Here is a 24,878-nt window from a genome sequence, read left to right on the forward strand (position 1 = left end):
TCTAACGGAACAATAGGCTAGAGAGTCTTCGCTAGCCTTATCTCTTCTACTTAAAAGATTAAAATGTAGAGCGCCCAGATTAGGTAGTAGCCAACCCATGGTAAGCCTGAAATCACAAGCGCTTGCCCGCGTTCAAACTCAGTCCACGTTAATACCGCAGCATAACCTAGCACGATGTACCATGGCAGAAGCAGTGGTAATGAGCTAGCAAACTGTGACCAATCATTAGTTAGCGGTAACTTGATCAAGCCATTTAAGCTGTTCAAGTCGGCAGCGTAGTTCATCACATGTCCATGCTTGAATATCAGGCTTGCGTAGCTTGCTACATCACCTAAAACAGCTGGGAATATAACAACCGATGCCGCTGCAAACCATCGCCAAAAGCTGTGCTGATGTTGGCTTGGCTTGGTTGCTAGGTTAAACCAGAATGCCAATAGAACGATGGTTAATGTTCGGCCAAATACGTCGCTGATGATTTCACTTGCGAGTAAGGTATTGCTGTCAAGTAACGCCAATTGGTCAGGGTTCGTTTGAGCCAGTTGCTGCGAGAGCTCTGCACTTAACCATGCAAAATCTACATTCGAAAAATAAGCACCCCAAAACAAAAATGGGCTGAGCATTAATACGACGTAGGGTTGCCATCCCCAAGCACTTCGTTGATAAAGCGCTAAGAAACAAGCTGTTGGCGAACGGAATATATCCAACAGCATGACGAGTGGGTTACTTGACGGGTTCATACACTTACCTTAGTTACATCAACATACAGCTTCAGTTTTTGTCCTGGCTGTAGGTATTTTTTGTTCTGCAAAGTGTTCCATTTTACAACATCTGTACTTTTTACTTTGAACTTTGATGCAATACCGCTGACTGTGTCACCTGATCTTACGTTATAAAAGATCGTACGGATGATGGCGCCGTCTGAGCCGTTCTTCCAAATGACCAGTTCTTGACCAACTCTAAGCGTGTCGCGTGGTCCCATGCCATTCCACTTAGCCAGTGATTGATGAGAGACCTTATTTGCGCGTGCAATCGTCCATAGGCTGTCACCACTTCTTACAGTATGGCTGAGCTTATATTGACCACGACTCTTCGACTGTGTGCTTGCTAGGCGGTTTGAGGCGCTTAGGGCGTATGTCTTGTCGTCTTTGGTGGATGTTGGGATAAGTAAGTGCTGGCCAATACGAATATTGTTGTTGCTCAAACCGTTTGCAGAGCGGATCACTTTGCTGGTGGTGTTATATTTGCTTGCCAGTACGCTAATGCTGTCACCAGATTGAACCTTGTAACGCACCAACTTCATGCCTTTGCCTTTATTGGCAGCGACTTCTTTGTTGAATTTCTCAACTGAATCTAAAGGAAGTAATAGTTGTTGGTGTTTCTCTGGTGCCGTTGCCCATTGGTTGTAAGCCGGGTTGTAACCTTGAAGTTCTTTGACAGGAATGCCTGCGTAGTTCGCAGCAATGGCTAAATCAAGCTGTTCTTCAGGGTTAACCAGAGTCAGCACTGGCTTATTCGGGATCGCCGGAATATCGATGCCATACTTTTCTTGGTTGGCAATGACATCTGCTAGAGCAAGCAGTTTAGGTACATAGCTGCTGGTCTCTTTTGGTAAGTCCAAAGAGAAAAAGTCGATTGGCTTGCCCAGCTTCTTGTTCTTGCGAATTGCGCTGTTTACTCGACCACCACCACTGTTATAGGCAGCAATCGCATGATTCCAGTCGCCATCGAAACGTCGGTTAAGATCTGAGAGGAAGTCCAATGCGGCGTCGGTAGAGGCGGCAACATCGCGGCGGCCGTCATACCAAAAGTTCTGTTCAAGCCCGTAGTCTTTGCCAGTGCCTGAAATGAATTGCCATAGACCAGCAGCACTGCCATGAGAGTAGGCAAACGCATCGAAAGAGCTTTCTACAACGGGTAGTAGTGCCAATTCTAGTGGTAAGCCTTTTTCTTCAATCTTAGTCGTGATCAGATACAAGAAAGGTTCAGCACGCTTTGATACTGTTTTTAGATGACTCGGGTGCTTGAGATACCAAGTTCGGTAGTAGTCGACCTTCTTTTGGTCTGGCACTTCCATTTCAAGTTGCATCGCAATGCGTTTCCAAACATCTTCTTGTGTTTGTGGAGTAACGACAGGTGCTTCAACTTTTTGATCTTCTTTGGCTGTTGCTTCTGATGAAACGTTCGCTTGAGAAACTTCTTTAGTAGGAGATGTGTTGGTTTGCTCGGAAGCTTGGTCTGGATTCTCTGACTGAGTTAATTGGCAACCAGAAAGTAGTAATACCAAAGCCCAGCTGTACTTAACTCGCATGTTACAGCCTTTTTAATTAACGGCCGATGATAATACTTGCCACCCCCTATGAGTGACAAGTCTGTATTTGTTAAAATTCGTTCTTCCACGCACGTAAAGCGGTGAATACCGATAAAGGATCGGTCTGCTCGGTGCGATTAGACACTGATTTCACTACACTTGGCTCGGTATAGCGCAGGAAGGGGTTCACAAACTTCTCTTGTCTCAAATTTGTGGGGATGGTCGACTTATTTTGAGCGCGAAGTCGGTTCACTTGGTCGCGATATTGCTGCAAATGTTGGTTATCAGGCTCTACGGCTAATGCGAAAGCGATATTGGCTGCAGTGTACTCATGTGCACAATACACTTCGGTTTCTTGAGGCAGAGCCGTGATCTTATTCAGTGCATCGAACATCTGTTGTGGTGTGCCTTCCATGATTCGGCCACAGCCCGCAGAGAACAACACATCACCACAAAACAGTTTGGCATCGCCCACATAACCAATATGACCCGCAGTATGGCCACTGAGCCCTAGGACGAGGAATACTTCGCCAAACAGTTCTAATTGATCACCATCATCGACCGGATGAGTTAAGGTAGGGATAGGTTCATTCCTTGGACCGACAACATCCACGCCGGGAAATTGTCTAACGAGTTCTGGAACACCACCAATGTGATCGTGGTGGTGGTGTGTAATCAAGATTGCATCTAAAGTTAGCTCATGGTGTGCCAAGTACTCTAATACTGGAGCCGCATCACCAGGGTCGACGACAGCACAACGGCGATCGCTATTTTGAATCAGCCAGATGTAATTGTCGTTAAATGCAGGTATGCTTTTGATATGTAACATTATTGGTTCTCCAGTCACTATTAGTGCGACAGAATAAGTGAGACAGATTATTGATGAAGCCAGCACGTAGCAGAAAGAAGTTTGAACGTCCTTACACTTGGGCGCAATTGCACAATGGGGACTGGTTGAGAGAATCTATTCAAACTCGACTCGATGAGTGGTGCCCAAAGCTATTTGGTTACCATATGCTCAAGCTCGGTGGCCTCAGTAGTGAGATTTCTAGCTGCACATGCAACATTCAACATCAAGTAAACCTAGATATCCAGAACCCATTACATAATGTGATAGCGGATGGCTATAATTTACCCTTTTTGGAGAAAAGCTTTGATGTTGTAGTACTGAGTCATCAGCTAGATTATAGCAATGACCCGCATCGCTTATTGAGAGAAGTCGATCGAGTGATGATGGACGATGGCTATATCATTATCACGGGCTTCAACCCAATCAGTGTCACTGGGCTTGCCAGTTTGATGCCTTGGCGAAAGAACAGCTTGCCTTGGAGTGGGCGTATGTACACGCCAAGTCGAATTAAAGACTGGTTAGGTGTACTTAACTATGAAGTAATTCATTGTGACACCTACGCGCTGTTTCCGATGAGTAAGTATCAAGCGATGTGGACGTGGTTGGAGAACAGCTTAGGTGGTTGTGCATCCTTCGCCGGAAGCCAATACTTTATTGTTGCTCGTAAGCGTACTTACCCGCTAAAACCCATCAAACCACATTGGCACCTTAAGCGACGTTTCTCGCCTGTTGGGGCAAGTTTTAGAACCAATACGCGCCGTACAATGGATTCAGCCAAAGCGTCATATCCGCTAAAAACAGAAAAAGCCGATTAGTTGTCGGCTTTTCATCTATCAATTCGATTGAGAAATTGTCAATTAGTTTAAGAAATTATAAATCGCTTTCTGAAATGTGCGTCTAATTAAAAAGACGATTAGCTTGGTTGATAGCCCGTATCTTCTAGAGTCGGATTCTCCGCTGCATTTCGCGCTAAATCATCACACATTTCGTTTTCTCTGTGTCCCGCGTGTCCTTTTACCCAGCGCCAATCAACGCTATGGCGAGCGGTTTCTTTATCGAGCCTTTGCCACAGATCGGCATTTTTAACCGGTTTCTTGTCGGCTGTTTTCCAGTCACGCTTTTTCCAGTTATGAATCCACTGTGTGATGCCTTGACGCACGTATTGGCTATCTGTGGTCAGAATCACAGAGCAAGGTTCTTTGAGGGCTTGGAGAGCAACGACAGCGGCGAGCATTTCCATACGGTTATTGGTTGTTAGCGTAAAACCTTCTGCTAGCGTCTTCTCGACTTTTTTGTAGCGAAGTACGATGCCATAGCCGCCGGGACCAGGGTTTCCTAAACAAGAACCATCAGTGAAAATTTCAACTTGTTTCGTCATGATTTGATACTATTACCTCAAGCACATTATCGGCATAGTCTGACACAGTTATCCTTATGAATACCAGTAGCACTCCAGAACAAAGCACGAACGAAAAAAACAGTTCGAACGAAAATAAGCGCATTGTTGTACTCGATACCGAAACCACCGGTATGAATACAGAAGGTGGCCCTCACTATATGGGTCACCGCATCGTTGAAATTGGTGCAGTAGAGATCATCAACCGTAGGCTGACCGGGCGTCATTTCCACGTCTACATCAAGCCCGATCGTGCGATTCAAGAAGAGGCGATTGGCGTTCACGGTATTACCGATGAATTCTTGATTGATAAGCCTGAATACCGAGACATTCATAAAGAGTTTCTCGACTTTATCAAAGGTGCGGAGCTGGTGGCTCATAACGCGCCCTTCGATACGGGCTTCATGGACTATGAGTTTGAGAAGCTCAACCCAGCGATAGGTAAAACGGATGACTACTGTAAAGTTACCGATACCTTGGCAATGGCGAAGAAGATATTCCCAGGTAAAAGAAACAACCTAGATATCTTATGTGACCGTTACGGTATCGATAACTCGCACCGCACTCTCCACGGCGCATTGCTCGATGCGGAGATCCTAGCCGACGTCTACTTATTGATGACGGGTGGTCAAACTTCGCTGCAATTTAACGCTGGTCAACAGGAAGGTGAAGCCGAAAGCATACGAAGAGTAGAAAGTGGTCGAAAATCCCTAAAGGTTTTACGAGCTACGGCCGATGAAGTAGAAGCGCATCAAAGTCGTTTAGATCTCGTCGAGAAAAGCGGAAGCTGCCTCTGGCGTCAGTAGGGAGAAAGTATGTTAAGGGTATTGGCTACCGGTTGCTTATTGCTGTTAAGTTTTGGCTTACATGCAGCAACAGAATCCGTTATGAGTTTATTGGACAACCGTTTTCGAGTTGATCCCAGTATTGAACAAGTCACCTTTGTGATTTATCGAGCCGATAACTCTAAACCTGTCGTTTTGGTTCGCCCTGATGGCAAGAAATACTACTCTTGGCGCAATGCTGATAATGTCCGTTGGTACGAAGAATCGTCCATGGACATTATCTCTATCGACAATCCGATGCCCGGCCCTTGGCAAGCGATAGGTAAAGTTTCCCCTAAGAACAATATCAAGCTGCTGTCTCATCTTGTTTTGGATGCTAATGAGTTCCCAGATAAGTTGTACCAAACAGAGCGCATCAAATTTACCGCTCGACTGACTTCTGATGGCAAGCCGCTGGTGCTGCGCGATTTTCTCGATCGCGTGAAGCTTAAGGTTACCTTTACTAAGTTTGTTGAAAACGAAGAGTCTTTAGTAAGAGAAGCGCGCCCGGTGCCTGTTGTGATGGGCGAGTTTGCCGATGATGGCGCTGATCTTGATGAAAAAGCCGGAGATGGTGTGTTCACTGTCTCTTTACCAATTGATATCGAGCCTGGTAAATACAGAGCGCGTATTACTTCTGGCAATGGCGTTTTCCTGCGAGCGCAAGAGCAAGAAGTCTTGGTTTACCCAACACCCATTACTACCACCTTCATTCAGTCACGAAAAGAGGGCTTACCTCATACTATTGTGGTGTCTGGTGAGCAGGGGATGATCGCACCGAGCTCGTTAGCGGTTCATGTTGAGCACAAGGCTCCTGATGAGTATGTGATGTACAAGCAGGGGCAAGCTGAAGTCGACGCAATGAAAGTCGCTTTAGAGGTGCCTTATAATGGCGATTTAGGAATTTATAATTGGTCAGGGATGGTTTATGCCACTGATGCTTCAAGTCAGCGCCCGCTGATTTTTCCAATTACCGAGCAGTCGTACAGCGTTGTTGAAGATATCGACTTAGCAGAGTCACGACGTCTTCAAGAAGAAGCTCTTGCTGAACAGAAGCGTATCGCAACAGAGTTGATGATCCTTCAAAAACGTGAAGATGACAGACAGCGCAGTATGATCATTATTGCGGTGGGTAATGTGGTCGCTATTCTATTGGGCTTATTGATTTGGTTTGTGGTTCGTAAGGTCAAGGCGAAGAAAAAAGCGTTACCTGAGATGCAGCTCAAGGCGCCCAAGTAACTCGCTTAGATGATTAGATTGTCTAGAGAGAATAAGCCGCTAGATAAAGCATTAAAATTTGTGACAACGATGTCATGAACAAAAAAAACGGGACTCATAGGAGTCCCGTTTTTGTTTCTTTTTCTAACCTTAAGCGACGTTATCAATCGATTGGTCTGGGTACTGAGACTTTGCTGCAAGCTCCTCTGGAGAGAAGTCGTCAACGTTAATCGTGTACAGTCTATGTTCCTCGGCGCTAATCAGCAGAACTGCCTCTTCTTGCGTTAAGATGCCTTTCTCTAACCCTAATTGAGCCACAAGGTCTAGTCGTAAGAAAGCGCGCTTTTGGTGTGTCTCTTTGCAGACTTTGTCGAACAGAGGTTCAGCTTGAAGAATCACTTCTAGCGCTTTTTCAATCTTACCTACTGGGTTGTATTCCGTCGCTTCTAGGTATTGGCCGCGACCTATACGAGAGCGTGTTTCGCTTGGTGTTTGTAGAATGTGCGCAACTTTGCTATCGAGCTTGTCGTTTGGAGCACGACGGATACGACCAAATGGCATTAGCACAACACGAAGCAGACGACCAATCACAGGGTTAGGGAAGTTCGCTAAGAATTCATCAATCGCCACTTCAGTCTGACGTAAGCTATCTTGCATCCCCCAATGTACTAACGGTAGATCTTCAGCGTGGCTGCCTTCACTTTCAAAGCGCTTCAACGTTGCTGAACCGAGGTAAAGTTGACTTAAGATATCACCCAGTCTTGCTGATAAACGTTCTCTACGCTTCAGTGATCCGCCTAGAACTGCCATTGAAATATCAGACAGTAGCGCTAGGTTTGCACTGTAGCGGTTTAGCTGTTGGTAGTAACGCTGTGTCTGTTTATCTGTTTTATTTGAAGGTGTTGGCGCATCAGAACCACGACCATCGGTTAAACCAAACCACAAGCTGCGGACTAGGTTGCTCATCGTAAAGCTAACGTGCCCTGCTAACGCTGAATCAAACTTATCAAGCGCATCGCTGCTTTCAGAATAAGCCGCTTCCATTTCGTTCAGTACGTAAGGGTGACAGCGAATCGCACCTTGACCATAGATGATCATTGAACGAGTCAGGATGTTTGCGCCTTCAACCGTAATCGCGATAGGCGAGCCTTGGTAGCCACGAGCTAGGAAGTTCGATGGGCCTAAACAAATGCCTTTACCACCGACGATATCCATCGCATCAATGATGCTGCGCTGGCCACGGTGAGTACAGTGGTACTTAACGATTGCAGAGATAACCGAAGGCTTTTCACCAAGGTCGATGCCCGCAACGGTTAGGTTACTTGCAGCGTCCATTACATAAGCGTTACCTGCAAGGCGTGCAAGTGGCTCTTCAACCCCTTCCATGCGGCCAATAGGCTGTTTGAACTGACGGCGGATACGAGCGTAAGCGCCAGTTGCAAGCGCGGCAGACTTGATGCCACCAGTTGAATTTGAAGGCAGTGTGATACCACGACCAACCGACAGGCACTCAACCAGCATACGCCAGCCTTGACCGGCCATTTTCTGACCGCCAATGATGAAATCGATAGGCACGAAGATATCGTCGCCTTGCGTCGGGCCATTTTGGAAAGGTACGTTTAGTGGGAAGTGGCGGTTGCCAATCTCTACGCCTTTTAAATCCGTTGGGATAAGCGCACAAGTGATACCAAGATCTTTTTGATCACCAAGCAGGCCATCCGGGTCACGAAGTTTAAAAGCTAAGCCTAATACCGTCGCGACAGGCGCGAGAGTGATGTAACGCTTGTTCCAAGTTAGGCGCATGCCAAGTACTTCTTCGCCTTGCCAGTCGCCTTTACATACCACACCGTAATCTGGGATAGAGCCTGCATCTGAACCGGCTTCTGGGCTAGTCAGAGCAAAACAAGGGATCTCTTTACCTTCCGCTAAGCGAGGCAGGTAGTGGTTTCTTTGTTCTTCTGTTCCGTAGTGTTGTAAAAGTTCACCAGGGCCTAATGAGTTAGGTACGCCAACCGTCGATGACAATACACTAGAAACGCCCGTTAGCTTCTGTAGAACCAAAGATTGAGCGTAAGCTGAGAACTCTAAGCCGCCGTATTTTTTCTTGATGATCATGGCGAAGAATTTATGGTCTTTCAGGTATTGCCATACTTCTGGTGGCAAATCAGCAAGCTCATGTGTCACTTGGTAATCATTGACCATTTCACACACGGTATTTACTGGGCCATCTAAAAACGCTTGCTCAGCTTCAGAGAGCTTCGGATCAGCAATGTTCTGAAGCTTCTTCCATTCAGGTTTGCCTTTGAACAGCTCTGCTTCCCACCATACTGTGCCAGCTTCTAGTGCTTCTTTTTCTGTCTGAGACATCGCCGGTAGAACTTTCTTAAATAAAGAGAGTGCTTTTTGGCTGATCAGTGTCTGACGAATGGTCGGTACAGCAAAGATCGCAACGGCTAATAGATAGCAAAGCCAGCCAGTAACAGCCACGCCGCCAAGCAGTGTTAATGCTACCATTGCGCCGGTTAATACAACTAATGCACGTACCAGACTAACTCTATGGTAAAGACAGACGCCTAAGATGGCGGTCATGCCGAGTAGGGAGAGCAATATGTTCATGATCGATTTCCTTTTCAGAGATCACTTATTGTTATTAAGTTTTAGGTAAGAGGTCTAACCAGTCAAGTGTAAACAAAATATTAAATATTTGTAAAACTCCAAGGTGAGTAAAAAGTGATCTCAATAGAGTTAAAATTCTAATTGTGAGAGGTTGGTGGCGAATATTTGGACGGATTTACAACGACAAGTTAATTAAGGTGGCAATCTTTGGGCTTAAGTGTCGACACTATTTCATGTTTGTGGGTAAACTCAGCTATAAAGAGGGAAAAACCCTCAGCTCTCATTTCACGTACCTTAAGTTGCGTAAAAAAATATAAGAGATAAGCCTTATGTACCAAGACCTAATCAAAAGTGAATTGAACGAAGCTGCTGACGTTCTTAACAAGTTCTTGAGTGATGATCACAACATTGCTCAAATTGAAGCGGCTGCAAAACTGATTGCTGACTCATTCAAACAAGAAGGCAAAGTGCTTTCTTGTGGTAACGGTGGCTCACACTGTGATGCGATGCACTTCGCGGAAGAGCTAACAGGCCGATACCGTGAAAATCGCCCGGGCTACGCTGGCATTGCGATTTCAGACCCTAGCCACTTATCTTGTGTGAGTAATGATTTTGGCTACGACCACGTGTTTTCTCGCTATGTAGAAGCGGTGGGTCGTAAAGGTGATGTGTTGTTCGGTCTGTCGACTTCAGGTAACTCTGCCAATATTCTAAAAGCGATTGAAGCGGCTCAAGCGAAAGGCATGAAGACGATTGCATTGACGGGTAAAGATGGCGGTAAAATGGCGGGTTGTGCGGATATCGAAATCCGAGTACCACACTTTGGCTACGCAGATCGCATCCAAGAGATTCACATTAAGATCATCCACATTGTGATTCAACTTGTTGAAAAAGAAATGGAATAGTCGTTTACAGAGATTTAAAGCACAGCTTAGGCTCTGCTGGTTTTAATAGGGAGTAGATTAAACCATGTGTGAATTGCTTGGTATGAGCGCGAATGTGCCAACTGATATTTGTTTTAGCTTTACTGGTCTTATGCAGCGTGGAGGCAACACTGGCCCGCATCGTGATGGCTGGGGTATTACCTTTTATGAGGGAAAGGGTTTTCGTACATTTAAAGATCCTAACCCTAGCTGTGAATCTAAGATCGCTGAGTTGGTTCAAAACTACCCAATTAAAAGCCAAGCCGTTGTCAGTCATATCCGTCAAGCGAACCGTGGTGGTGTTAATCTAGAAAATACACACCCTTTTACTCGTGAGCTTTGGGGGCGATACTGGACCTTCGCTCACAATGGTCAATTAACGGATTACGACGATCTGATCAGTGGTCGTTTCAGACCGGTCGGCGAGACAGACAGTGAGCTCTCTTTCTGTTGGTTACTCAAACAACTCGAAGAGCGTTTTCCTGAGCCACCTCAAGATATGGAAGGTATGTTTCGCTTTGTGGCTGAGTGTTGTGACAAGCTGCGTGAGAAAGGCGTTTTCAACATGTTACTCAGTGATGGTGAGTATGTGATGACCTTCTGTACCAACCATTTGTACTGGATAACAAGGCGCGCACCTTTTGGTAAAGCGAGCCTGATTGATGAAGATGTTGAGATTAACTTCCAAGAAGAAACTACACCTAATGATGTGGTTACAGTGGTGGCAACCCAGCCTCTAACAGACAATGAAGAGTGGTTTAGAATGAAGCCGGGCGAATATGCGCTGTTTCATTTTGGTGAGCTGATAGGCAACAATCATAAAGCATTGGAAGATGTCGCTTATGCGCCGAAGAAGGTAGCAAGCCAAGCGCCAACTGAACCATTGAGCTGAGCTAAGTATCCCGAATAGTATGATTTGAACCTCATAAAAAAGACCGCTTACTGAACTAATGAATCAGTAAGCGGTCTTTTTTTGGATTTGATTTAGTTTCTGAAGAATTACTCTTCTGCGTAACCGTGTTTACCTAATGCCTTACCGTCTAAGACAGCTTGCCCATTTAGCATTGATAAACGATCTTCGGCGAACCATTTACAGACCATAGGGTAAATGCAGTGTTCTTGAGTAAGCACTCGGCTTGCCAACATATCAGCATCATCATCTTCAAATACCGGCACCTTAGCTTGCAAGATCACAGGGCCGCCATCGAGCTCCTCGGTAACAAAGTGGACGCTAGTACCGTGTTCTTTGTCTTGCGCATCAATGGCACGCTGGTGGGTGTGTAGGCCTGGGTATTTCGGCAACAGAGAAGGGTGGATGTTGACCATTTTCCCTGCATAGTGACGAACAAACTCTGAACTCAGGATTCGCATGTAGCCAGCGAGTACGATTAAATCTGGCTGGTAAGCATCGATCTGAACCATCAATTCATGGTCAAACTCTTCACGTGAACCAAAGTCTTTTGGATTCACTGAATGAGCGTCAACACCTGCGGTTTTCGCTCGTTCTAATCCAAAAGCCTCTGCTTTGTTTGAGAAGACAGCTTTAACCGATGCATCAATCATATCGCTATCGCAGGCATCTAAAATAGCCTGTAAGTTACTTCCGCTTCCTGAAACTAACACAACGATGTTTTTCTGGGAGTGACTGGTTTTATTTGAGTGATTGTTTTTCATAGAGTGGGTCATACGATTGATTAACTGAATTGTTTACAATGTACCTACATAAACTAAGGTTTTCTGCGGGCTAAATAGCAAAATGAGGACCATTAGGTCCTCATTGATTAACTAAGTAAGTGAGCGTATCACTTATTTAATTTCAACTTGCTCTTCGCCAGCTTCAGCGTTTGCGATCTCACCGATAACCCAAGCGTTTTCGCCTTCAGCTTTCAGTAGTTCAACAGCAGCGTCTGCTTGATCTTTAGGTAGAGCAACAACTAGGCCTACACCACAGTTGAAAGTGCGGTACATTTCGAATGTCTCCACGTTACCTTTCTCTTGTAGCCAGTTGAAGATAGCAGGCCATTCCCAGCTCTTGCCATCAATGACTGCTTTAGTACCTTCAGGAAGTACGCGTGGGATGTTTTCCCAGAAACCACCACCTGTGATGTGTGAGATAGCATGAATGTCATGCTCTGCAATCATCTTAAGTGCCGATTTGATGTAAATCTTAGTTGGTTCTAGTAGGTGCTCACCGATAGTGCGACCTTCTAGTTCTTCACTCTTATCAGCACCAGAAACTTCTAGGACTTTACGAATTAAAGAGTAACCGTTTGAGTGTGGACCACTTGAGCCAACAGCGATAAGTGCGTCGCCTGCTGCTACTTTAGTGCCGTCAATGATGTCCGCTTTTTCTACAACACCAACACAGAAGCCAGCTACATCGTAGTCGTCGCCTTCGTACATGCCTGGCATTTCAGCAGTTTCACCACCGATTAGTGCACAGCCAGCTTGAACACAGCCTTCAGCAATACCAGAAACAACGTCTGCTGCTGTATCTACATCTAGCTTACCTGTTGCGTAGTAGTCTAGGAAGAATAAAGGCTCACCACCTTGAACGATTAGGTCGTTCACACACATTGCCACTAGGTCGATACCAATGGTGTCGTGTTTTTTCAGATCCAAAGCAAGGCGAAGTTTAGTACCAACACCATCAGTACCTGAAACAAGTACTGGCTCTTTGTATTTCGTTGGAAGTTCACATAGGGCGCCAAAGCCACCAATACCGCCCATTACTTCAGGGCGACGAGTGCGTTTAACAGCACCTTTAATACGGTCTACTAGTGCATTACCTGCGTCGATATCAACACCAGCGTCTTTGTAGCTTAGAGAAGAAGTATTACCACTCACGGGATAGTCCTCGAACTTAAGTTGGATGTGAAAACGGCGCTATTCTAACAGGGCTTGAATATGAAGAGCAAACGTTTGCGCGGTTTTTTTTATTAGAATAAAGATTCTGAAATAACCTTAGAGTTCGTGTATAATCTACAGGTTTGTTTAAATATTGCCGGAGTTGGAAATGAAAGTTGTTGAAGTGAAACACCCGCTAGTAAAACATAAAATTGGCCTGATGCGTGAAGGTGAGATTAGCACTAAGCGTTTTCGTGAGCTAGCGACAGAAGTGGGTAGCCTTCTAACATACGAAGCGACATCAGACTTTGAAACTGAGCGTGTGACGATTAACGGTTGGAACGGTCCAGTAGAAGTTGACCAAATTAAAGGTAAAAAAGTAACGGTAGTGCCAATCCTACGTGCTGGTCTAGGCATGATGGACGGCGTTCTTGAGCACATCCCAAGTGCACGTATCAGCGTTGTTGGTATCTACCGTGACGAAGAAACACTTGAGCCAGTACCATACTTCAACAAGCTTGCATCTAACATCGATGAGCGTATTGCTCTAGTGGTAGACCCAATGCTTGCGACAGGTGGTTCTATGATCGCGACTATCGACCTGATGAAAGAGAAAGGTTGTAAGCACTTTAAGATTCTTGTGCTTGTTGCTGCTCCTGAAGGTATCGCTGCTCTAGAAAAAGCGCACCCAGATGTTGAGCTTTACACGGCTGCAATCGATGAGAAGCTAAACGACAAGGGCTACATTGTTCCTGGTCTTGGCGATGCTGGCGATAAGATCTTCGGTACTAAGTAATTCGGTTTCAGCTTAAGTGACTCTAAACAGTTCCTTAACTCGCTGAATTAACCGTATTAATAAAAAGGGAGAGCATTCGATGCTCTCCCTTTTTTGATCTTGTTAGGTTGCGATTCTTTGGAATCTAGCCTTACCGACTCATTAATCGATTTGAGCTTTATCTACCACAGTGTTGTCACCTAGCTCTTCTGGAAGTACTAGGTTAAGTAGAATCGCAACGATACCGCACAAGCTTACGCCCTGTAGGCTAAAGTCACCGATACCAAAGGCCATGCCGCCAATACCAAAGACTAAAGTAATGCCCACAATCACAAGGTTACGTGATTTGTGTAGGTCAACATTGTTTTTGATTAGCGTGTTAAGACCCACTGTTGCGATAGAGCCAAACAGTAGAATCATGATTCCGCCCATTACAGGAACCGGAATCGTTTGAAGTAGTGCGCCTAGCTTGCCAACCAATGCAAGAACGATGGCTGTGACTGCAGCCCAAGTCATGATCACAGGGTTGAATGCTTTGGTAAGCATTACTGCGCCTGTTACTTCACTGTACGTCGTGTTTGGCGGCGCGCCCAGCATTGAAGCGGCAATTGTTGCCACACCGTCGCCAGTAATAGTGCGGTGTAAACCTGGTTTTTTAAGGTAGTCTTTACCGGTCACGTTAGATATCGCAAGCATATCACCTACGTGTTCAACGGCAGGTGCAATCGCGACAAATACCATAAAAAAGATAGCGTTGATGTTGAACTCAGGTGCAGTGAAGTTCGGTAGTGCCAACCAAGACGCTTGAGCCACTGGTGTGAAGTCTACCGCGCCGTATACCAAGCTAGTGATGTAACCCGCAACAATACCACCAAAGATAGGCAGCAGTTTTAGGAAGCCTTTCGAGAATACACTGATGACAATCGTTACTAGCAGTGAAATCGAAGAGATCCACAGTGCTGCGTCTGCATCAACGAGCTGAACTGCGCCGTCGCCAGTCTTACCAAGCGCCATGTTTACCGCAACAGGCGCAAGACCTAAACCGATAACCATGATTACAGGGCCAACCACGACGGGTGGAAGTAGCTTATGAATGAAGCCAACGCCTCTTACTTTAATCAATGCACCCATCAATACATACACAACACCTGCCGCCATTAGGCCACCCATGGTTGCGCCAACGCCCCATGTTTGAATACCAAACATGATAGGCGCGATGAATGCGAAAGAAGACGCTAAGAAGATTGGCACTGAACGGCGTGTAATAAGTTGGAATAAAAGGGTACCGATACCTGCGCCAAACAGTGCAACGTTAGGATCAAGCCCTGTTAGTAGCGGCACGAGTACAAGCGCACCAAAAGCTACGAACAGCATTTGCGCACCTTGCAAAGCATTTTTCATGTTATGTCCTTAAAAATGGTCGTTATATGAAAAGCGAAAAATAAAATTCGCGGGATTCTATCACTTGGCAATCGATTGCTACACCAAATAGATCAAATTTATTTATCTTAGTGATGTTTTATATCCATCTAAGCCCTAGAAATTCAGTTTATAAGTGAGCGATTTATCATGGCCAGGTGATATTTTGTGGTTATTAAACACAGTGGGCGCTATCGACCTTGCCCCTCAATCCATAGTTGCTTATCATCTAGGCACAAGATTTGAATATTAGGATCAGTATGCGCTACATAGCATTGTTGTTGATGGGACTATTAGCCTCTCCGAGTTATGCCTTAACTCAAGTAGATATTTTTAGTGCTGAAGTTGCGATTAACGCTGAAGACAAACAGCCAGAACAAGTGGCAAGAAATACAGGTATGGAGCAGGTATTGATACGTGCGACTGGCCAAACTGATGTCGCTTCGAATGAGACGATTCAAAAGGCGATGCGCAAGAGTTCGCAGTACATGTCTCAAATGAGTTTTGGCGAAAGCAATGACCAATCAACATTGCGTATGCGTTTTAACGGTGCTCAAATCCGTTCTCTGTTGACTCAAGCACAGTTACCTTACTGGCCTGACACGCGTTCAAACATCCTTGTTTGGCTGGTGGAAGAGGACAACTACGACAAGAACATCGTATGGGAACACTCTAACTCACAGTTAGCAGCTAGCTTACAAGCTAAGGCAAAAGAGCGTGGCTTGCCTCTAACGCTGCCTGTGGGTGACTTTGACGATATTACGGGTATTGCGACTTCTGATTTGTGGGGTAGCTTTGTTACGCCAATCAGTAAAGCGAGTCAGCGTTATCCTGTTGATGCTGTGTTGGTGATAAAGGCTCAATCTTCAGGCCTACGTTGGGCTCTATACGATCAAAAGCCAAGTCAATTGACGAGTGCACCAACATCGCCTGTAAGTGGTTCACTATCGGGTAACAGCGACACGACTTCTAAGAAGTTAGTTGACCAAATCAGTAACTACTACGCAGGCAAAAGTGCTGTGACGGTAGCGAGTGAGTCATCAGAATCGATTTTAACGCAGTTTATTAGCCTGAATAATGCTCAAGACTTCTTCCAGTTAGAGAACGCACTTAAGCGTCTAAACTCGGTGGCAAGCCTAGATATTCTGAAGATTCAGAACAACGAAGTCACTTTCCGAATTCACTTATTGTCGACTCAACAAGAGTTTGAGCAAGAAGTAGCAAGTATTCGCCAAGTTGCGAAGGTTGAAGAATCTTACATTGAGCCTGAAGTGAGCCCTGAATTTGAAACTCAAGACAACACAATGTCTGTAGGTGATGATTCAACAGACGCTGCTGAAGTCGTTGGTGACGAAACTGACTCAGGCGTACAAGTGATTAAGGGCAACGAGGTATCTGAGGATGCTGAGCTAACGAATACGCCTGACGCAACGTTAGAGGATTCTAATACAGAAGATCTAACCATCACTGCGCCAGTACATGCTAAGCCAAGCTTGGTATACGAGTGGGTTCGCTCATAATTGTCAGCTGACATGACTGATTGAAATGAAAACTTGAAAAAAGCCCTGCAAGAGCAATCTCGCAGGGCTTTTTGTTTGTAAGCGGTCAGTTTAAAAGCATGGGCTCAATATTATTGCTCGAACTTAGCTTTCTCTCTCTTTTCTACTTCGGAAAGGCGCTTCAACTTGATGCCTAACTCTTTGGCTCTAAAGCGAGTAAATAAGATATTGCCCGCGAAACCTAGAGTCGTCAGAAGCAGTTCTACAGCCGCTAATAAACGTTCACCATCGTCTACATACAAGATAGTTAATGCGTGTAGGAAATAGAGCATCAAGACGAAATTTGCCCATGCGTGCGTATAAGGTTTTCCTGCTAAAATGCCCGGTAATGGCAATAACAGCGGGATAGCCCAAGCAATCGCCAGTGTGACATTACTGAGATGAGGGTGCGGTGAAAGCGTCATCTGCCAAGCCACCACCCAGAATAACAGTGACAAGTTGCCCGCTAAAGCAAGGTAGCGAAATAGCTTGGTTTTGGGAGACATAGCCTTCTCTGGCATATACATCATTGAGAAATTCCCTTCTGATTTATTGCGATGCGCGCTAGGCGTTTACCTAGGTTTTGCGCCAACTCAATCTCTTCTTTGCTAAGTGAAGCGCTCTCTCCAGTACTGCTTGCACCATAAGGCGTACCACCAGTTTGAGTGGTGTGCAGCGCCGGTTCTGAGTAGGGGATGCCCACGACTAACATGCCGTGATGAAGCAGGGGCAACATCATGCTTTGTTGTGTTGTCTCTTGACCACCATGCAATGATGAAGAAGAGGTAAATACACAACCTGGCTTATCGATGAGATCACCATTGATCCACATTGATGTCGTGCTATCCCAAAAGTGCTTCATTGGCCCGGCCATGTTACCAAACCAAACCGGACTGCCTAGCGCCAAACCATCACAAGATCGAAGTTCTTGTAACGAGGCAATAGGATCGGTTGGTTGATAACGCGAATCAGGCTGCTCTTCTACTGTGTACACGTCGTTCACCGTCCTTAGCATAGCTTCGCAGTTCGGGATGGATTCAACCCCTCGTGCAATCTGCCTTGCTAGAGCTTGTGTGTTGCCGTGGCGACTGTAATAAAGAACAAGAATGTTAATGCTCATATTGGATTACAGAATCTCTAGCACTTGCTCTGGTGGACGACCAATTTTTGCTTTGTTGTTCGCGACAACGACTGGGCGCTCAAACAGTTTTGGATTGGTTGCCATCGCGGCGAAAAGATCTTCATCAGTAACTGAAGCATCGCCAAGGTTTGCTTCTTTGTAGTCCGCTTCTTTGGTGCGCATCATGTCGCGAACACTGTCAAAACCAAGCTGAGTGAACAGTACTTTCAGCTGTTCAACTGTTAACGGAGTCTCCAGGTATTTGATGACCTCTGGCTGTACGCCGTTTTCCTGAAGCACTTCTAGAGTTTGACGGCTCTTTGAGCAGCGTGGGTTATGATAAATCACGACAGACATGGTTCTTCCTCATTATTATTTTTGATTTAGTTGTTTAGCTGAAGCCACCAGGGGTGACTTCTTTTTTGTGTAACGTTGAGCTTTCTTTTTATTCTGGTAACGAGCTGTTACCAGTAAACACTCTATTGTAGCGACAAGAAGCGCTCTCGTTGAATCATTAGCTGATCAATTCGAGCGTCGTAGCGTGCTTGTTTTAGGCTTCCTAATTCTGCGATTTGGCTTGCTTGCGTGTAGTACTGAATCGCTTTGTTCCAGTTGGCTTGCAGTGCCAAAATTTCTGCACGAGCAGCCAGTTCTTCGTCGCTATTACCAAGGCTCGTATTTACTTTTGAAAGTAAGTGCCAGCCATTGGTGTCATTCGGGTTATCGTGCGTGTAACGCTGCAATACGCGAACCGCTTCTTGAAGATCTTCATTTTCAATCAGTGCGTTGGCGTAGTTAATGGTCAGAACCGGGTTGTTTGGTTGACGAACCAGTGCCGATTTAAGTTCTTTAATCGCAATCTCAGGCTGCTTCTTCTCGATGTGCAGATCCGAAATAGCATCTAGATAAAACAGGTTGGTTGGATCGCTGTTAATCAGCTTGTTCAGGATGGGCTCTGCTTTGTCTAATTTTTTAGAGTCTAGGTAAACCAGTGCTTGGCCATATTCTAATGACGGAACCAAAGCTTTAGGGGCTTTCTTTAGCTGACGCTCAAACCAATCAAGAGCAGCATCATTATTAATGCCAGCATAGCGCGCAACAATGCGGGCTCTTGCTAGGTGGTAGTCCAGAGAGGGAGCCAGTTTCAGTGGCGGGTAACTACGAGCACGAGCACGTGAATCGGTAATTCGGTCTTCTGGTAATGGGTGAGTCAGTAGCATTGGCGGTGGTGTGCTCGCATAGCGATATTCATCAGCTAAACGGCCAAAGAAACGTGGCATCGCATTCACATCAAACCCAGCTTTTGCTAGCGTGTTGATACCAAAGCGGTCGGCTTCTTTTTCATTACTACGGGTGTAGTTGATTTGGCTTTGCATATTACCCGCAGTCGTTGCCGTTAGGGCTGCAATGCCGGCTTCAGGAGCTGCAATTGCCAGTAATACAGAGGCTGCTAGTGCTGCAATGGTTGCTGGAGAGCGGCGCGCTTGGTCTTCCATACTACGCGCTAAGTGACGTTGGGTTACGTGCGCGATTTCGTGCGCTAATACAGAAGCTAATTCACTTTCAGATTGTGCATGCAGGAATAGACCTGAGTGCAAAGCAACATAACCACCAAAGAAAGCAAAGGCGTTGATGTTGCGGTCACGGATCATAAAGAACTGGAAAGGTGTCTTTACATCATTTGCGTTCGCGACCAGACGATGGCCAAGAGTATCAATATATAGATTTAGAACTGGGTCGTTTACGATAGGCTGGCTACTTCTGATGATGCGCATGTAGGCATCACCATAGATAAGCTCTTGGTCGATAGTGAGTGTGCCGCCAGCAGCGGTACCGATATCTGGTAGCTCCAAACTATTGGTATTCGCCATAGTTGGGGTGCTTAATGTAGCTGCGATGCATAAGCAAGCAATTGAGCGAGCGCGTTTAAACATATTAGTCAGTAATACTCCGTTTCTTCTGACAGTAAGACAAGTGCAATGGAAATTGGTTCTTTATCTGATTTAACCTTTGCCAAGTGCGTGCGCTATCATGAAGGAGGATGAATGAATGATGGCGCGTTTTCAAAAACAGATTACAATACGACCCTTATAATAAGCATCGAGCTCAAGAATGACACCTAATATTCTAGATTTACGCCAAGAGCGCTGTCCAATGGCGCTATTATTAGCCAAGCGTCACAGTGTAAAGTTAGAAGTAGGGCAGTCATTGTCAATTTATGTGTCTGATAACAGTTCGATGAAAGATATTGTTACTTATTTGTCTAAGCAAGCCTATGACGTCATCACTGAGGTTTGCTCTAATTACCATCATCTCCTCGTCACTAAAAAGGAATTGCAGTCAGATGCTTGAAATGGTCAATCGTTGGTATAAACGACGTTTCTCTGATCCCCATGCTGTCAGTTTGGTTGCCATCATTCTCTTCGGCTTTATTACGATCTACTTCTTTGGTCACCTAATTGCACCACTCTTGGTTGCGATTGTGTTGGCTTATTTGCTTGAGTGGCCTGTTACCCAACTTCAAAGACTCGGTGTTCCAAGAACGCCTTCGGTGATGTTGGTGATCATGATGTTCTTTAGCCTGATGTTGCTGGCGCTGTTTGGTTTAGTGCCTACCATTTGGGAGCAAGTGGGTAACCTCATCAATGATATTCCAAGTATGTATGGCGGCTTACAGAAGTTCATCGCGACGATTCCTGAGCGCTATCCTGAGTTAGCAAACTTGCAGATCGTTGAATCGATTGTGTCTAACGCGAAAAACAAAGCATTAGGCTTTGGTGAAAGTGTTGTTAAAGGTTCTTTGGCTTCTCTTGTGAGCTTGGCTACGCTTGCGGTTTACTTGATTCTTGTGCCGCTGCTGATCTTCTTCTTATTAAAAGATAAAGAAGAGATGATCAGCATGGCGAGTGGCGTGTTGCCTAAAAACCGTCGTCTAGCGACCAAGGTTTGGGTTGAGATGAACCAACAAATCTCGAACTATATTCGCGGCAAGGTCCTTGAGATCTTGATCGTCGGTGGTGTCAGCTACGTGACCTTTGCGATTCTAGATTTACGTTATTCAGCTCTGCTGGCTGTCGCGGTTGGCTTCTCGGTACTGATTCCTTATATCGGTGCGGCGGCTGTGACCGTTCCTGTCGCGATTGTCGGTTTGTTCCAGTGGGGATTAGAACCTCAGTTTTACTGGTTGCTTCTCGCTTACGGTATTATCCAAGCGCTAGATGGTAACGTGCTCGTTCCTGTTCTTTTCTCTGAAGCGGTGAACCTGCACCCAGTGGCCATTATTGTTGCCGTGTTAGTGTTTGGTGGACTGTGGGGATTCTGGGGCGTGTTCTTTGCTATCCCGTTGGCAACGTTAGTTAAGGCGGTTTGGAATGCCTTACCGAGTCACGCATTAGACGATGACCCCGAACATCAAAAGTAATTGATCTTGTTATAGAAAAAGGCCGAACATCCATGATGTTCGGCCTTTTTGCTCTTAGCTTAATAATTAGCTTAATGAGTGTTGCTATTGCCTTAGAAAGTGATGAATCTAAGTCATTAACTCACTCAAATCGCCCTTAAGCTTCTTGATTGAAGTAATCTAGAACCACTTCGTGGTGAGTCTTAGTCTTGAACTTGTTGAAGACATGTTCAATCTGACCTTCTTCATCAATTAGGAAGCTAATACGGTGCAGACCGTCGTAGATTTTACCCATGAATTTTTTCTCGCCCCAAACGCCAAACTGTTCAGCAACGCTGTGGTCTTCATCAGATAGCAGGGTGAAGTTTAGAGATTTCTTCTCAACGAAGTTTGGTAGACGTTTTACTGGGTCAACACTCACACCTAGAACAACCACGTTTAGGTCATCAAGCTGTGTTTTGATATCACGCAGGCCTTCCGCTTGCACAATACAACCTGGAGTCATTGCTTTAGGGTAAAAATAGAAAAGTACTTTTTTACCTTTGAAGTCACCAAGAGATACGATATTGCCATCTTGATCTGGAAGAGAAAAAGCAGGTGCTGGAACACCAGCCGTTAGCGTATTCATGACATTTCCTTTTTAAAGACTGTTTTTGATAAAGTTGAGCGAGCCTTGGACTGATAGGCTCTGACACAGCGAATCGAATTCTTCTTGTAGCTGCATCAAGTTACATTCTGATTGCACAGAAGCGGTAATAGAGATATGGAATTGGTCGTTGTCGAGTTGAACCTTAGATTTATTGATGGTTCGTGCACTTAACGAATCGAGGCCGATGTTTCGGTCTGCGAAGAACTGGGTAAACTGCTCAGTAAGTCCGATTTTATCGTCTGACTCAACGAACACCTCTACTGTGTAAGAGTTCTCAATAACATCATGAGTTGAGGTTCGCTTCATAATCGTAATCAAGTCGTGCTCTTGTCCAAGCAAGGGCAAGGTGGTTTCAACGCGGGTAATGTTGTTTGCCTTTCCAGACAGCAGCATGATAAGCGTAAATTCTTCGCCAAACAGGGCGATACGGCTATCAATAATGTTACAGCCTGATTGGGTGACTAAATGAACCACTTGGTTGCATACACCTGGGCGATCAGTGCCCACAGCTGTGATTACTAGATGTTGAGTCATAAAATCACGTCTCTTTATATTCCATTGATTCATGCATGTTAGCACAGTTAGCTCGTGGAATAAGCGTGCGTGCGGGGCTTTTTATGTGCGACCTTGCTTCGAACATGCAACCAATGATAAGAATATCGAGCGCGTTAAAAAATGAGATAGAGCGATGAGAGCACAGCTTACTTGTTACTGACATCCAGTGATGTGCTATCCGCTAGATTGAGTGCAGGTTACCCAAATTCTAGGTAGAACGCCGTTAGAAGTCGTTTTACCTCAAACATACGACAATATTTAATGCAGATGTTGCCGGTAAGCCACTTTAATGTCTTGTGTTTATTGATTGGCTTACAGTAACATGCAAAAAGAATAAATTAAGGGAGATAGACATGTTTTCAGGAAGTATCGTTGCGCTAGTTACGCCATTTAATACAGATGGTGAAGTGGATTTCGACAGCCTTAAAAAGTTAGTTGAGCACCATATTGCTGCAGGTAGTGATGGTCTGGTTGCGGTTGGCACAACAGGTGAGTCTTCAACACTCACTATTGAAGAGCATGTCAAAGTCGTCAACAAGATCGTTGAATTTGCTGATGGTCGTATTCCCGTTATCGCTGGTACAGGTGCAAATGCAACTCATGAATCTGTTCTATTCAGCCGTTTGTTGAATGGTTCTGGTATTGCTGGTTGCCTGAGCGTAACGCCTTACTACAACAAACCGACTCAAGAAGGTTTGTACCAACACTACAAAGCGATTGCTGAAGTCAGTGACGTTCCACAAATTCTATACAATGTTCCAGGTCGAACTGCGGTAGACTTGTTGCCAGAAACGGTTGCTCGTCTTGCTGAGATCGAAAACATCGTTGCACTGAAAGATGCGACGGGTGATCTCGACAGAATTGCAATTCACCGTGAACTTTGTGGCGAAGACTTTATCTTACTAAGTGGTGATGACTTAACAGGCCTAGAATTTGTTAAGCGTGGTGGCGATGGCGTGATCTCTGTAACGAACAATGTTGCAGCCGCTGATATGGCAACCATGTTCAAGCTAGCAAAAGAAGGTAAGTTTGAAGAAGCGGAAGCGATCAATGAGCGTTTGATGCCTCTACATAAGAATTTGTTCGTTGAGTCTAACCCTATTCCCGTAAAATGGGCGGTTCATAAAATGGGTCTGATTGCTGAAGGTGGCTTACGTCTACCGCTGACTGAACTGTCAGAGCCAGCTCAACCTGTTGTTGCTCAAGCAATGACTGAAGCGTGCATTTACTAAAACGTATGAAGTGATGCCGAAGCGAACCTTCGGCATTTAGGAGTATAAATGAAGTATTCTCACCAGCTAGTGATTGGGTCACTGGCTGTTTTCGTTCTTACAGCATGTTCTGGCAACCCGACTCAACGTCGCCAAGCCAAAGATGATTTCGAATACTTAGAAACACCTGAGTTTTCACAATGGCAATTGCCTGTAGATGCTCAGCCTCAGTTCTACCCAAATTTTGACATCCCAAGCGGTGAATTCAGTGGTGGTACTGGTCGTGAAGTGGATATTCGTCCACCGCAACAGGTTCTTGAACTGATCCCGGGTGCTCGTGCTGAGCGTCAAAACGGTGAAGTGACACTATGGCTTCTTCGCGCAGAAGAGGCAGACCGCGTGTGGCAAACGGCTGTAGATATGCTGGCTCAACGTGGTATTGGTATTCGTGAGCAATCAGAGAATGAGATTGAGACCGATTGGGTAACTTGGGTTTCTGAAGATGAAGACGTAGAGATTGGTAGTCGTTACTCTATCTCTCGCTTCCAAGCAAACAACCGTCATGGCTTCAAGATTAATCTGATTGATTGGCGTGAAGGTACTGAAGAGAAAACAGTAACGGCAACCAATAAAGAGCGTTACAACGCGTTCCTGACCAACCTAGTTATGGCTAAGTACGATGAAAACCTTCGTGCTGAAGCGGCGCTGAAAGCGCAAGAGTTGGTGAAGCGTATTCCAATTTCAATGGGTGCTGACCGTAGTGGTTTCCCTGTGATTATTGCTCGTACGCCATACAATGTATTCTGGCAGCGTCTGCCTAACTTGTTGCCTGAAATGGGCTTTGAGCTTGAAGAACGCAATCAATCTCAGGGTACGGTGAAGGCGAAGTACGCAGCACCAGATGATGAGTTCTGGGAAGAAATTGGCCTACAGCCTATCGACTTAGCGCCAGGCACTTACAACTTCCTATTTGGTGACCTTGGCAACCGTACGTCAATCAACGTAACGGATGCATCAGGTAAGCCAGTAGAAGAAGAGCTGCTTAAGTCTATGGTTCCGGTATTAGCGCATATTGCTGACCAAACCAAAGATGACAAAGAAGCGAAAGCTGAGTAGTCATTCAAGCCGTCACAAGCTGAGTTAAATCAGCCTTGTGATTAGCAAAAGCAAATAAAAAAGAGGACACACTGTGTCCTCTTTTTTATTGTATTCGTTGTCATCAGGCTACA

General features: G+C 45.4%; 25 protein-coding genes. 11 read left to right on the plus strand and 14 right to left on the minus strand.

Annotated elements, in window-relative coordinates; translation table 11 throughout:
- Window positions 1-50: 50 nt before the first annotated feature.
- The 3 genes from AB6D93_RS12455 to gloB form a co-directional block, all read right to left on the minus strand.
- Window positions 51-737: a YIP1 family protein gene (locus tag AB6D93_RS12455; RefSeq protein WP_102333432.1), complete on the minus strand. Its 687-nt coding sequence runs from the start codon at window positions 735-737 to the stop codon at window positions 51-53.
- Window positions 734-2,308 carry a LysM peptidoglycan-binding domain-containing protein gene (locus tag AB6D93_RS12460; protein ID WP_017063374.1) on the minus strand — a complete coding sequence of 525 codons (1,575 nt, stop codon included), beginning with the start codon at window positions 2,306-2,308 and terminating at the stop codon, window positions 734-736. Before AB6D93_RS12460 ends, AB6D93_RS12455 begins: the two co-directional genes overlap by 4 nt.
- A gap of 70 nt (window positions 2,309-2,378) precedes the next feature.
- Window positions 2,379-3,137, minus strand: a complete 759-nt coding sequence (gene gloB / locus AB6D93_RS12465) for a hydroxyacylglutathione hydrolase (protein WP_017060725.1) — start codon at window positions 3,135-3,137, stop codon at window positions 2,379-2,381.
- A 53-nt stretch (window positions 3,138-3,190) separates the two neighbouring features.
- Here gloB and AB6D93_RS12470 point away from each other — a divergent pair, with 53 nt between their 5' ends.
- A complete protein-coding gene (locus AB6D93_RS12470) occupies window positions 3,191-3,973 on the plus strand; it encodes a class I SAM-dependent methyltransferase (protein ID WP_017060724.1) in 783 nt (260 codons plus the stop codon).
- A gap of 98 nt (window positions 3,974-4,071) precedes the next feature.
- Here the strand turns inward: AB6D93_RS12470 and rnhA are convergent, their stop codons facing one another.
- Window positions 4,072-4,536, minus strand: coding sequence for a ribonuclease HI (gene rnhA / locus AB6D93_RS12475; protein WP_017060723.1), 465 nt, complete (start codon window positions 4,534-4,536; stop codon window positions 4,072-4,074).
- A 56-nt stretch (window positions 4,537-4,592) separates the two neighbouring features.
- On the opposite strand from rnhA, the gene dnaQ reads away from it, so the two are divergent.
- Window positions 4,593-5,360 carry a DNA polymerase III subunit epsilon gene (gene dnaQ, locus AB6D93_RS12480; RefSeq protein WP_102333433.1) on the plus strand — a complete coding sequence of 256 codons (768 nt, stop codon included), beginning with the start codon at window positions 4,593-4,595 and terminating at the stop codon, window positions 5,358-5,360.
- A gap of 9 nt (window positions 5,361-5,369) precedes the next feature.
- The gene (locus AB6D93_RS12485) at window positions 5,370-6,617 is read left to right on the plus strand and encodes a TIGR03503 family protein (protein WP_102333434.1); all 1,248 of its coding nucleotides are present in this window, start codon (window positions 5,370-5,372) and stop codon (window positions 6,615-6,617) included.
- 129 nt (window positions 6,618-6,746) lie between these two features.
- Here AB6D93_RS12485 and fadE read toward each other — a convergent pair whose 3' ends face one another.
- The gene (fadE, locus tag AB6D93_RS12490) at window positions 6,747-9,212 is read right to left on the minus strand and encodes an acyl-CoA dehydrogenase FadE (protein WP_017060720.1); all 2,466 of its coding nucleotides are present in this window, start codon (window positions 9,210-9,212) and stop codon (window positions 6,747-6,749) included.
- Between the two features lie 329 nt (window positions 9,213-9,541).
- Here fadE and lpcA point away from each other — a divergent pair, with 329 nt between their 5' ends.
- Together lpcA and AB6D93_RS12500 are read left to right on the plus strand one after the other, a co-directional pair.
- A complete protein-coding gene (gene lpcA / locus AB6D93_RS12495) occupies window positions 9,542-10,117 on the plus strand; it encodes a D-sedoheptulose 7-phosphate isomerase (RefSeq protein ID WP_017063379.1) in 576 nt (191 codons plus the stop codon).
- 64 nt (window positions 10,118-10,181) lie between these two features.
- Window positions 10,182-11,027 (plus strand): class II glutamine amidotransferase, encoded by an 846-nt coding sequence (locus AB6D93_RS12500; RefSeq protein WP_102333435.1) that lies wholly within the window; start codon window positions 10,182-10,184, stop codon window positions 11,025-11,027.
- A 107-nt stretch (window positions 11,028-11,134) separates the two neighbouring features.
- Here AB6D93_RS12500 and purN read toward each other — a convergent pair whose 3' ends face one another.
- Complete coding sequence (gene purN, locus AB6D93_RS12505; protein WP_102333440.1) at window positions 11,135-11,809, minus strand: phosphoribosylglycinamide formyltransferase; 675 nt, start codon at window positions 11,807-11,809, stop codon at window positions 11,135-11,137.
- 132 nt (window positions 11,810-11,941) lie between these two features.
- Window positions 11,942-12,982 (minus strand): phosphoribosylformylglycinamidine cyclo-ligase, encoded by a 1,041-nt coding sequence (gene purM, locus AB6D93_RS12510; protein WP_008222945.1) that lies wholly within the window; start codon window positions 12,980-12,982, stop codon window positions 11,942-11,944.
- A gap of 169 nt (window positions 12,983-13,151) precedes the next feature.
- On the opposite strand from purM, the gene upp reads away from it, so the two are divergent.
- Window positions 13,152-13,778 (plus strand): uracil phosphoribosyltransferase, encoded by a 627-nt coding sequence (gene upp / locus AB6D93_RS12515; RefSeq protein ID WP_017060716.1) that lies wholly within the window; start codon window positions 13,152-13,154, stop codon window positions 13,776-13,778.
- A gap of 141 nt (window positions 13,779-13,919) precedes the next feature.
- Here the strand turns inward: upp and AB6D93_RS12520 are convergent, their stop codons facing one another.
- Window positions 13,920-15,158: a uracil-xanthine permease family protein gene (locus AB6D93_RS12520; protein WP_065583985.1), complete on the minus strand. Its 1,239-nt coding sequence runs from the start codon at window positions 15,156-15,158 to the stop codon at window positions 13,920-13,922.
- Between the two features lie 278 nt (window positions 15,159-15,436).
- Here AB6D93_RS12520 and AB6D93_RS12525 point away from each other — a divergent pair, with 278 nt between their 5' ends.
- Window positions 15,437-16,696 (plus strand): DUF2066 domain-containing protein, encoded by a 1,260-nt coding sequence (locus AB6D93_RS12525; RefSeq protein WP_102333436.1) that lies wholly within the window; start codon window positions 15,437-15,439, stop codon window positions 16,694-16,696.
- A gap of 110 nt (window positions 16,697-16,806) precedes the next feature.
- On the opposite strand, the gene AB6D93_RS12530 is transcribed toward AB6D93_RS12525, so the two are convergent.
- The 4 genes from AB6D93_RS12530 to AB6D93_RS12545 form a co-directional block, all read right to left on the minus strand.
- On the minus strand, window positions 16,807-17,244 hold the full coding sequence (locus AB6D93_RS12530) for a DUF2069 domain-containing protein (RefSeq protein WP_017060713.1): 438 nt from the start codon (window positions 17,242-17,244) through the stop codon (window positions 16,807-16,809).
- A complete protein-coding gene (gene wrbA, locus AB6D93_RS12535) occupies window positions 17,241-17,834 on the minus strand; it encodes an NAD(P)H:quinone oxidoreductase (RefSeq protein ID WP_017060712.1) in 594 nt (197 codons plus the stop codon). Before wrbA ends, AB6D93_RS12530 begins: the two co-directional genes overlap by 4 nt.
- A 6-nt stretch (window positions 17,835-17,840) precedes the next feature.
- The gene (arsC, locus tag AB6D93_RS12540; protein ID WP_017060711.1) at window positions 17,841-18,191 is read right to left on the minus strand and encodes an arsenate reductase (glutaredoxin); all 351 of its coding nucleotides are present in this window, start codon (window positions 18,189-18,191) and stop codon (window positions 17,841-17,843) included.
- Window positions 18,192-18,313: 122 nt separating this feature from the next.
- Window positions 18,314-19,768, minus strand: a complete 1,455-nt coding sequence (locus AB6D93_RS12545) for a M48 family metallopeptidase (RefSeq protein ID WP_017060710.1) — start codon at window positions 19,766-19,768, stop codon at window positions 18,314-18,316.
- A 178-nt stretch (window positions 19,769-19,946) separates the two neighbouring features.
- On the opposite strand from AB6D93_RS12545, the gene AB6D93_RS12550 reads away from it, so the two are divergent.
- Together AB6D93_RS12550 and AB6D93_RS12555 are read left to right on the plus strand one after the other, a co-directional pair.
- The gene (locus AB6D93_RS12550; protein WP_017060709.1) at window positions 19,947-20,186 is read left to right on the plus strand and encodes a sulfurtransferase TusA family protein; all 240 of its coding nucleotides are present in this window, start codon (window positions 19,947-19,949) and stop codon (window positions 20,184-20,186) included.
- The gene (locus AB6D93_RS12555) at window positions 20,179-21,255 is read left to right on the plus strand and encodes an AI-2E family transporter (RefSeq protein ID WP_017060708.1); all 1,077 of its coding nucleotides are present in this window, start codon (window positions 20,179-20,181) and stop codon (window positions 21,253-21,255) included. The genes AB6D93_RS12550 and AB6D93_RS12555 overlap by 8 nt, the downstream gene beginning before the upstream one ends.
- 136 nt (window positions 21,256-21,391) lie before the next feature.
- Here the strand turns inward: AB6D93_RS12555 and bcp are convergent, their stop codons facing one another.
- Entirely contained in the window at window positions 21,392-21,862 is a 471-nt protein-coding gene (bcp, locus tag AB6D93_RS12560; RefSeq protein ID WP_017060706.1) for a thioredoxin-dependent thiol peroxidase, read from the minus strand.
- 12 nt (window positions 21,863-21,874) lie between these two features.
- Window positions 21,875-22,417 carry a glycine cleavage system protein R gene (locus AB6D93_RS12565; RefSeq protein WP_017060705.1) on the minus strand — a complete coding sequence of 181 codons (543 nt, stop codon included), beginning with the start codon at window positions 22,415-22,417 and terminating at the stop codon, window positions 21,875-21,877.
- A 374-nt stretch (window positions 22,418-22,791) separates the two neighbouring features.
- Between AB6D93_RS12565 and dapA the strand changes: the two genes are divergently transcribed.
- Both dapA and bamC read left to right on the plus strand, forming a co-directional pair.
- On the plus strand, window positions 22,792-23,670 hold the full coding sequence (gene dapA / locus AB6D93_RS12570; RefSeq protein ID WP_017060704.1) for a 4-hydroxy-tetrahydrodipicolinate synthase: 879 nt from the start codon (window positions 22,792-22,794) through the stop codon (window positions 23,668-23,670).
- A gap of 48 nt (window positions 23,671-23,718) precedes the next feature.
- Entirely contained in the window at window positions 23,719-24,765 is a 1,047-nt protein-coding gene (gene bamC, locus AB6D93_RS12575) for an outer membrane protein assembly factor BamC (protein WP_017060703.1), read from the plus strand.
- The last annotated feature ends 113 nt before the right edge of the window (window positions 24,766-24,878 follow it).

The sequence above is a fragment of the Vibrio sp. 10N.247.310.23 genome (genome assembly GCF_041467155.1).
Lineage (GTDB): Bacteria > Pseudomonadota > Gammaproteobacteria > Enterobacterales > Vibrionaceae > Vibrio > Vibrio crassostreae_C.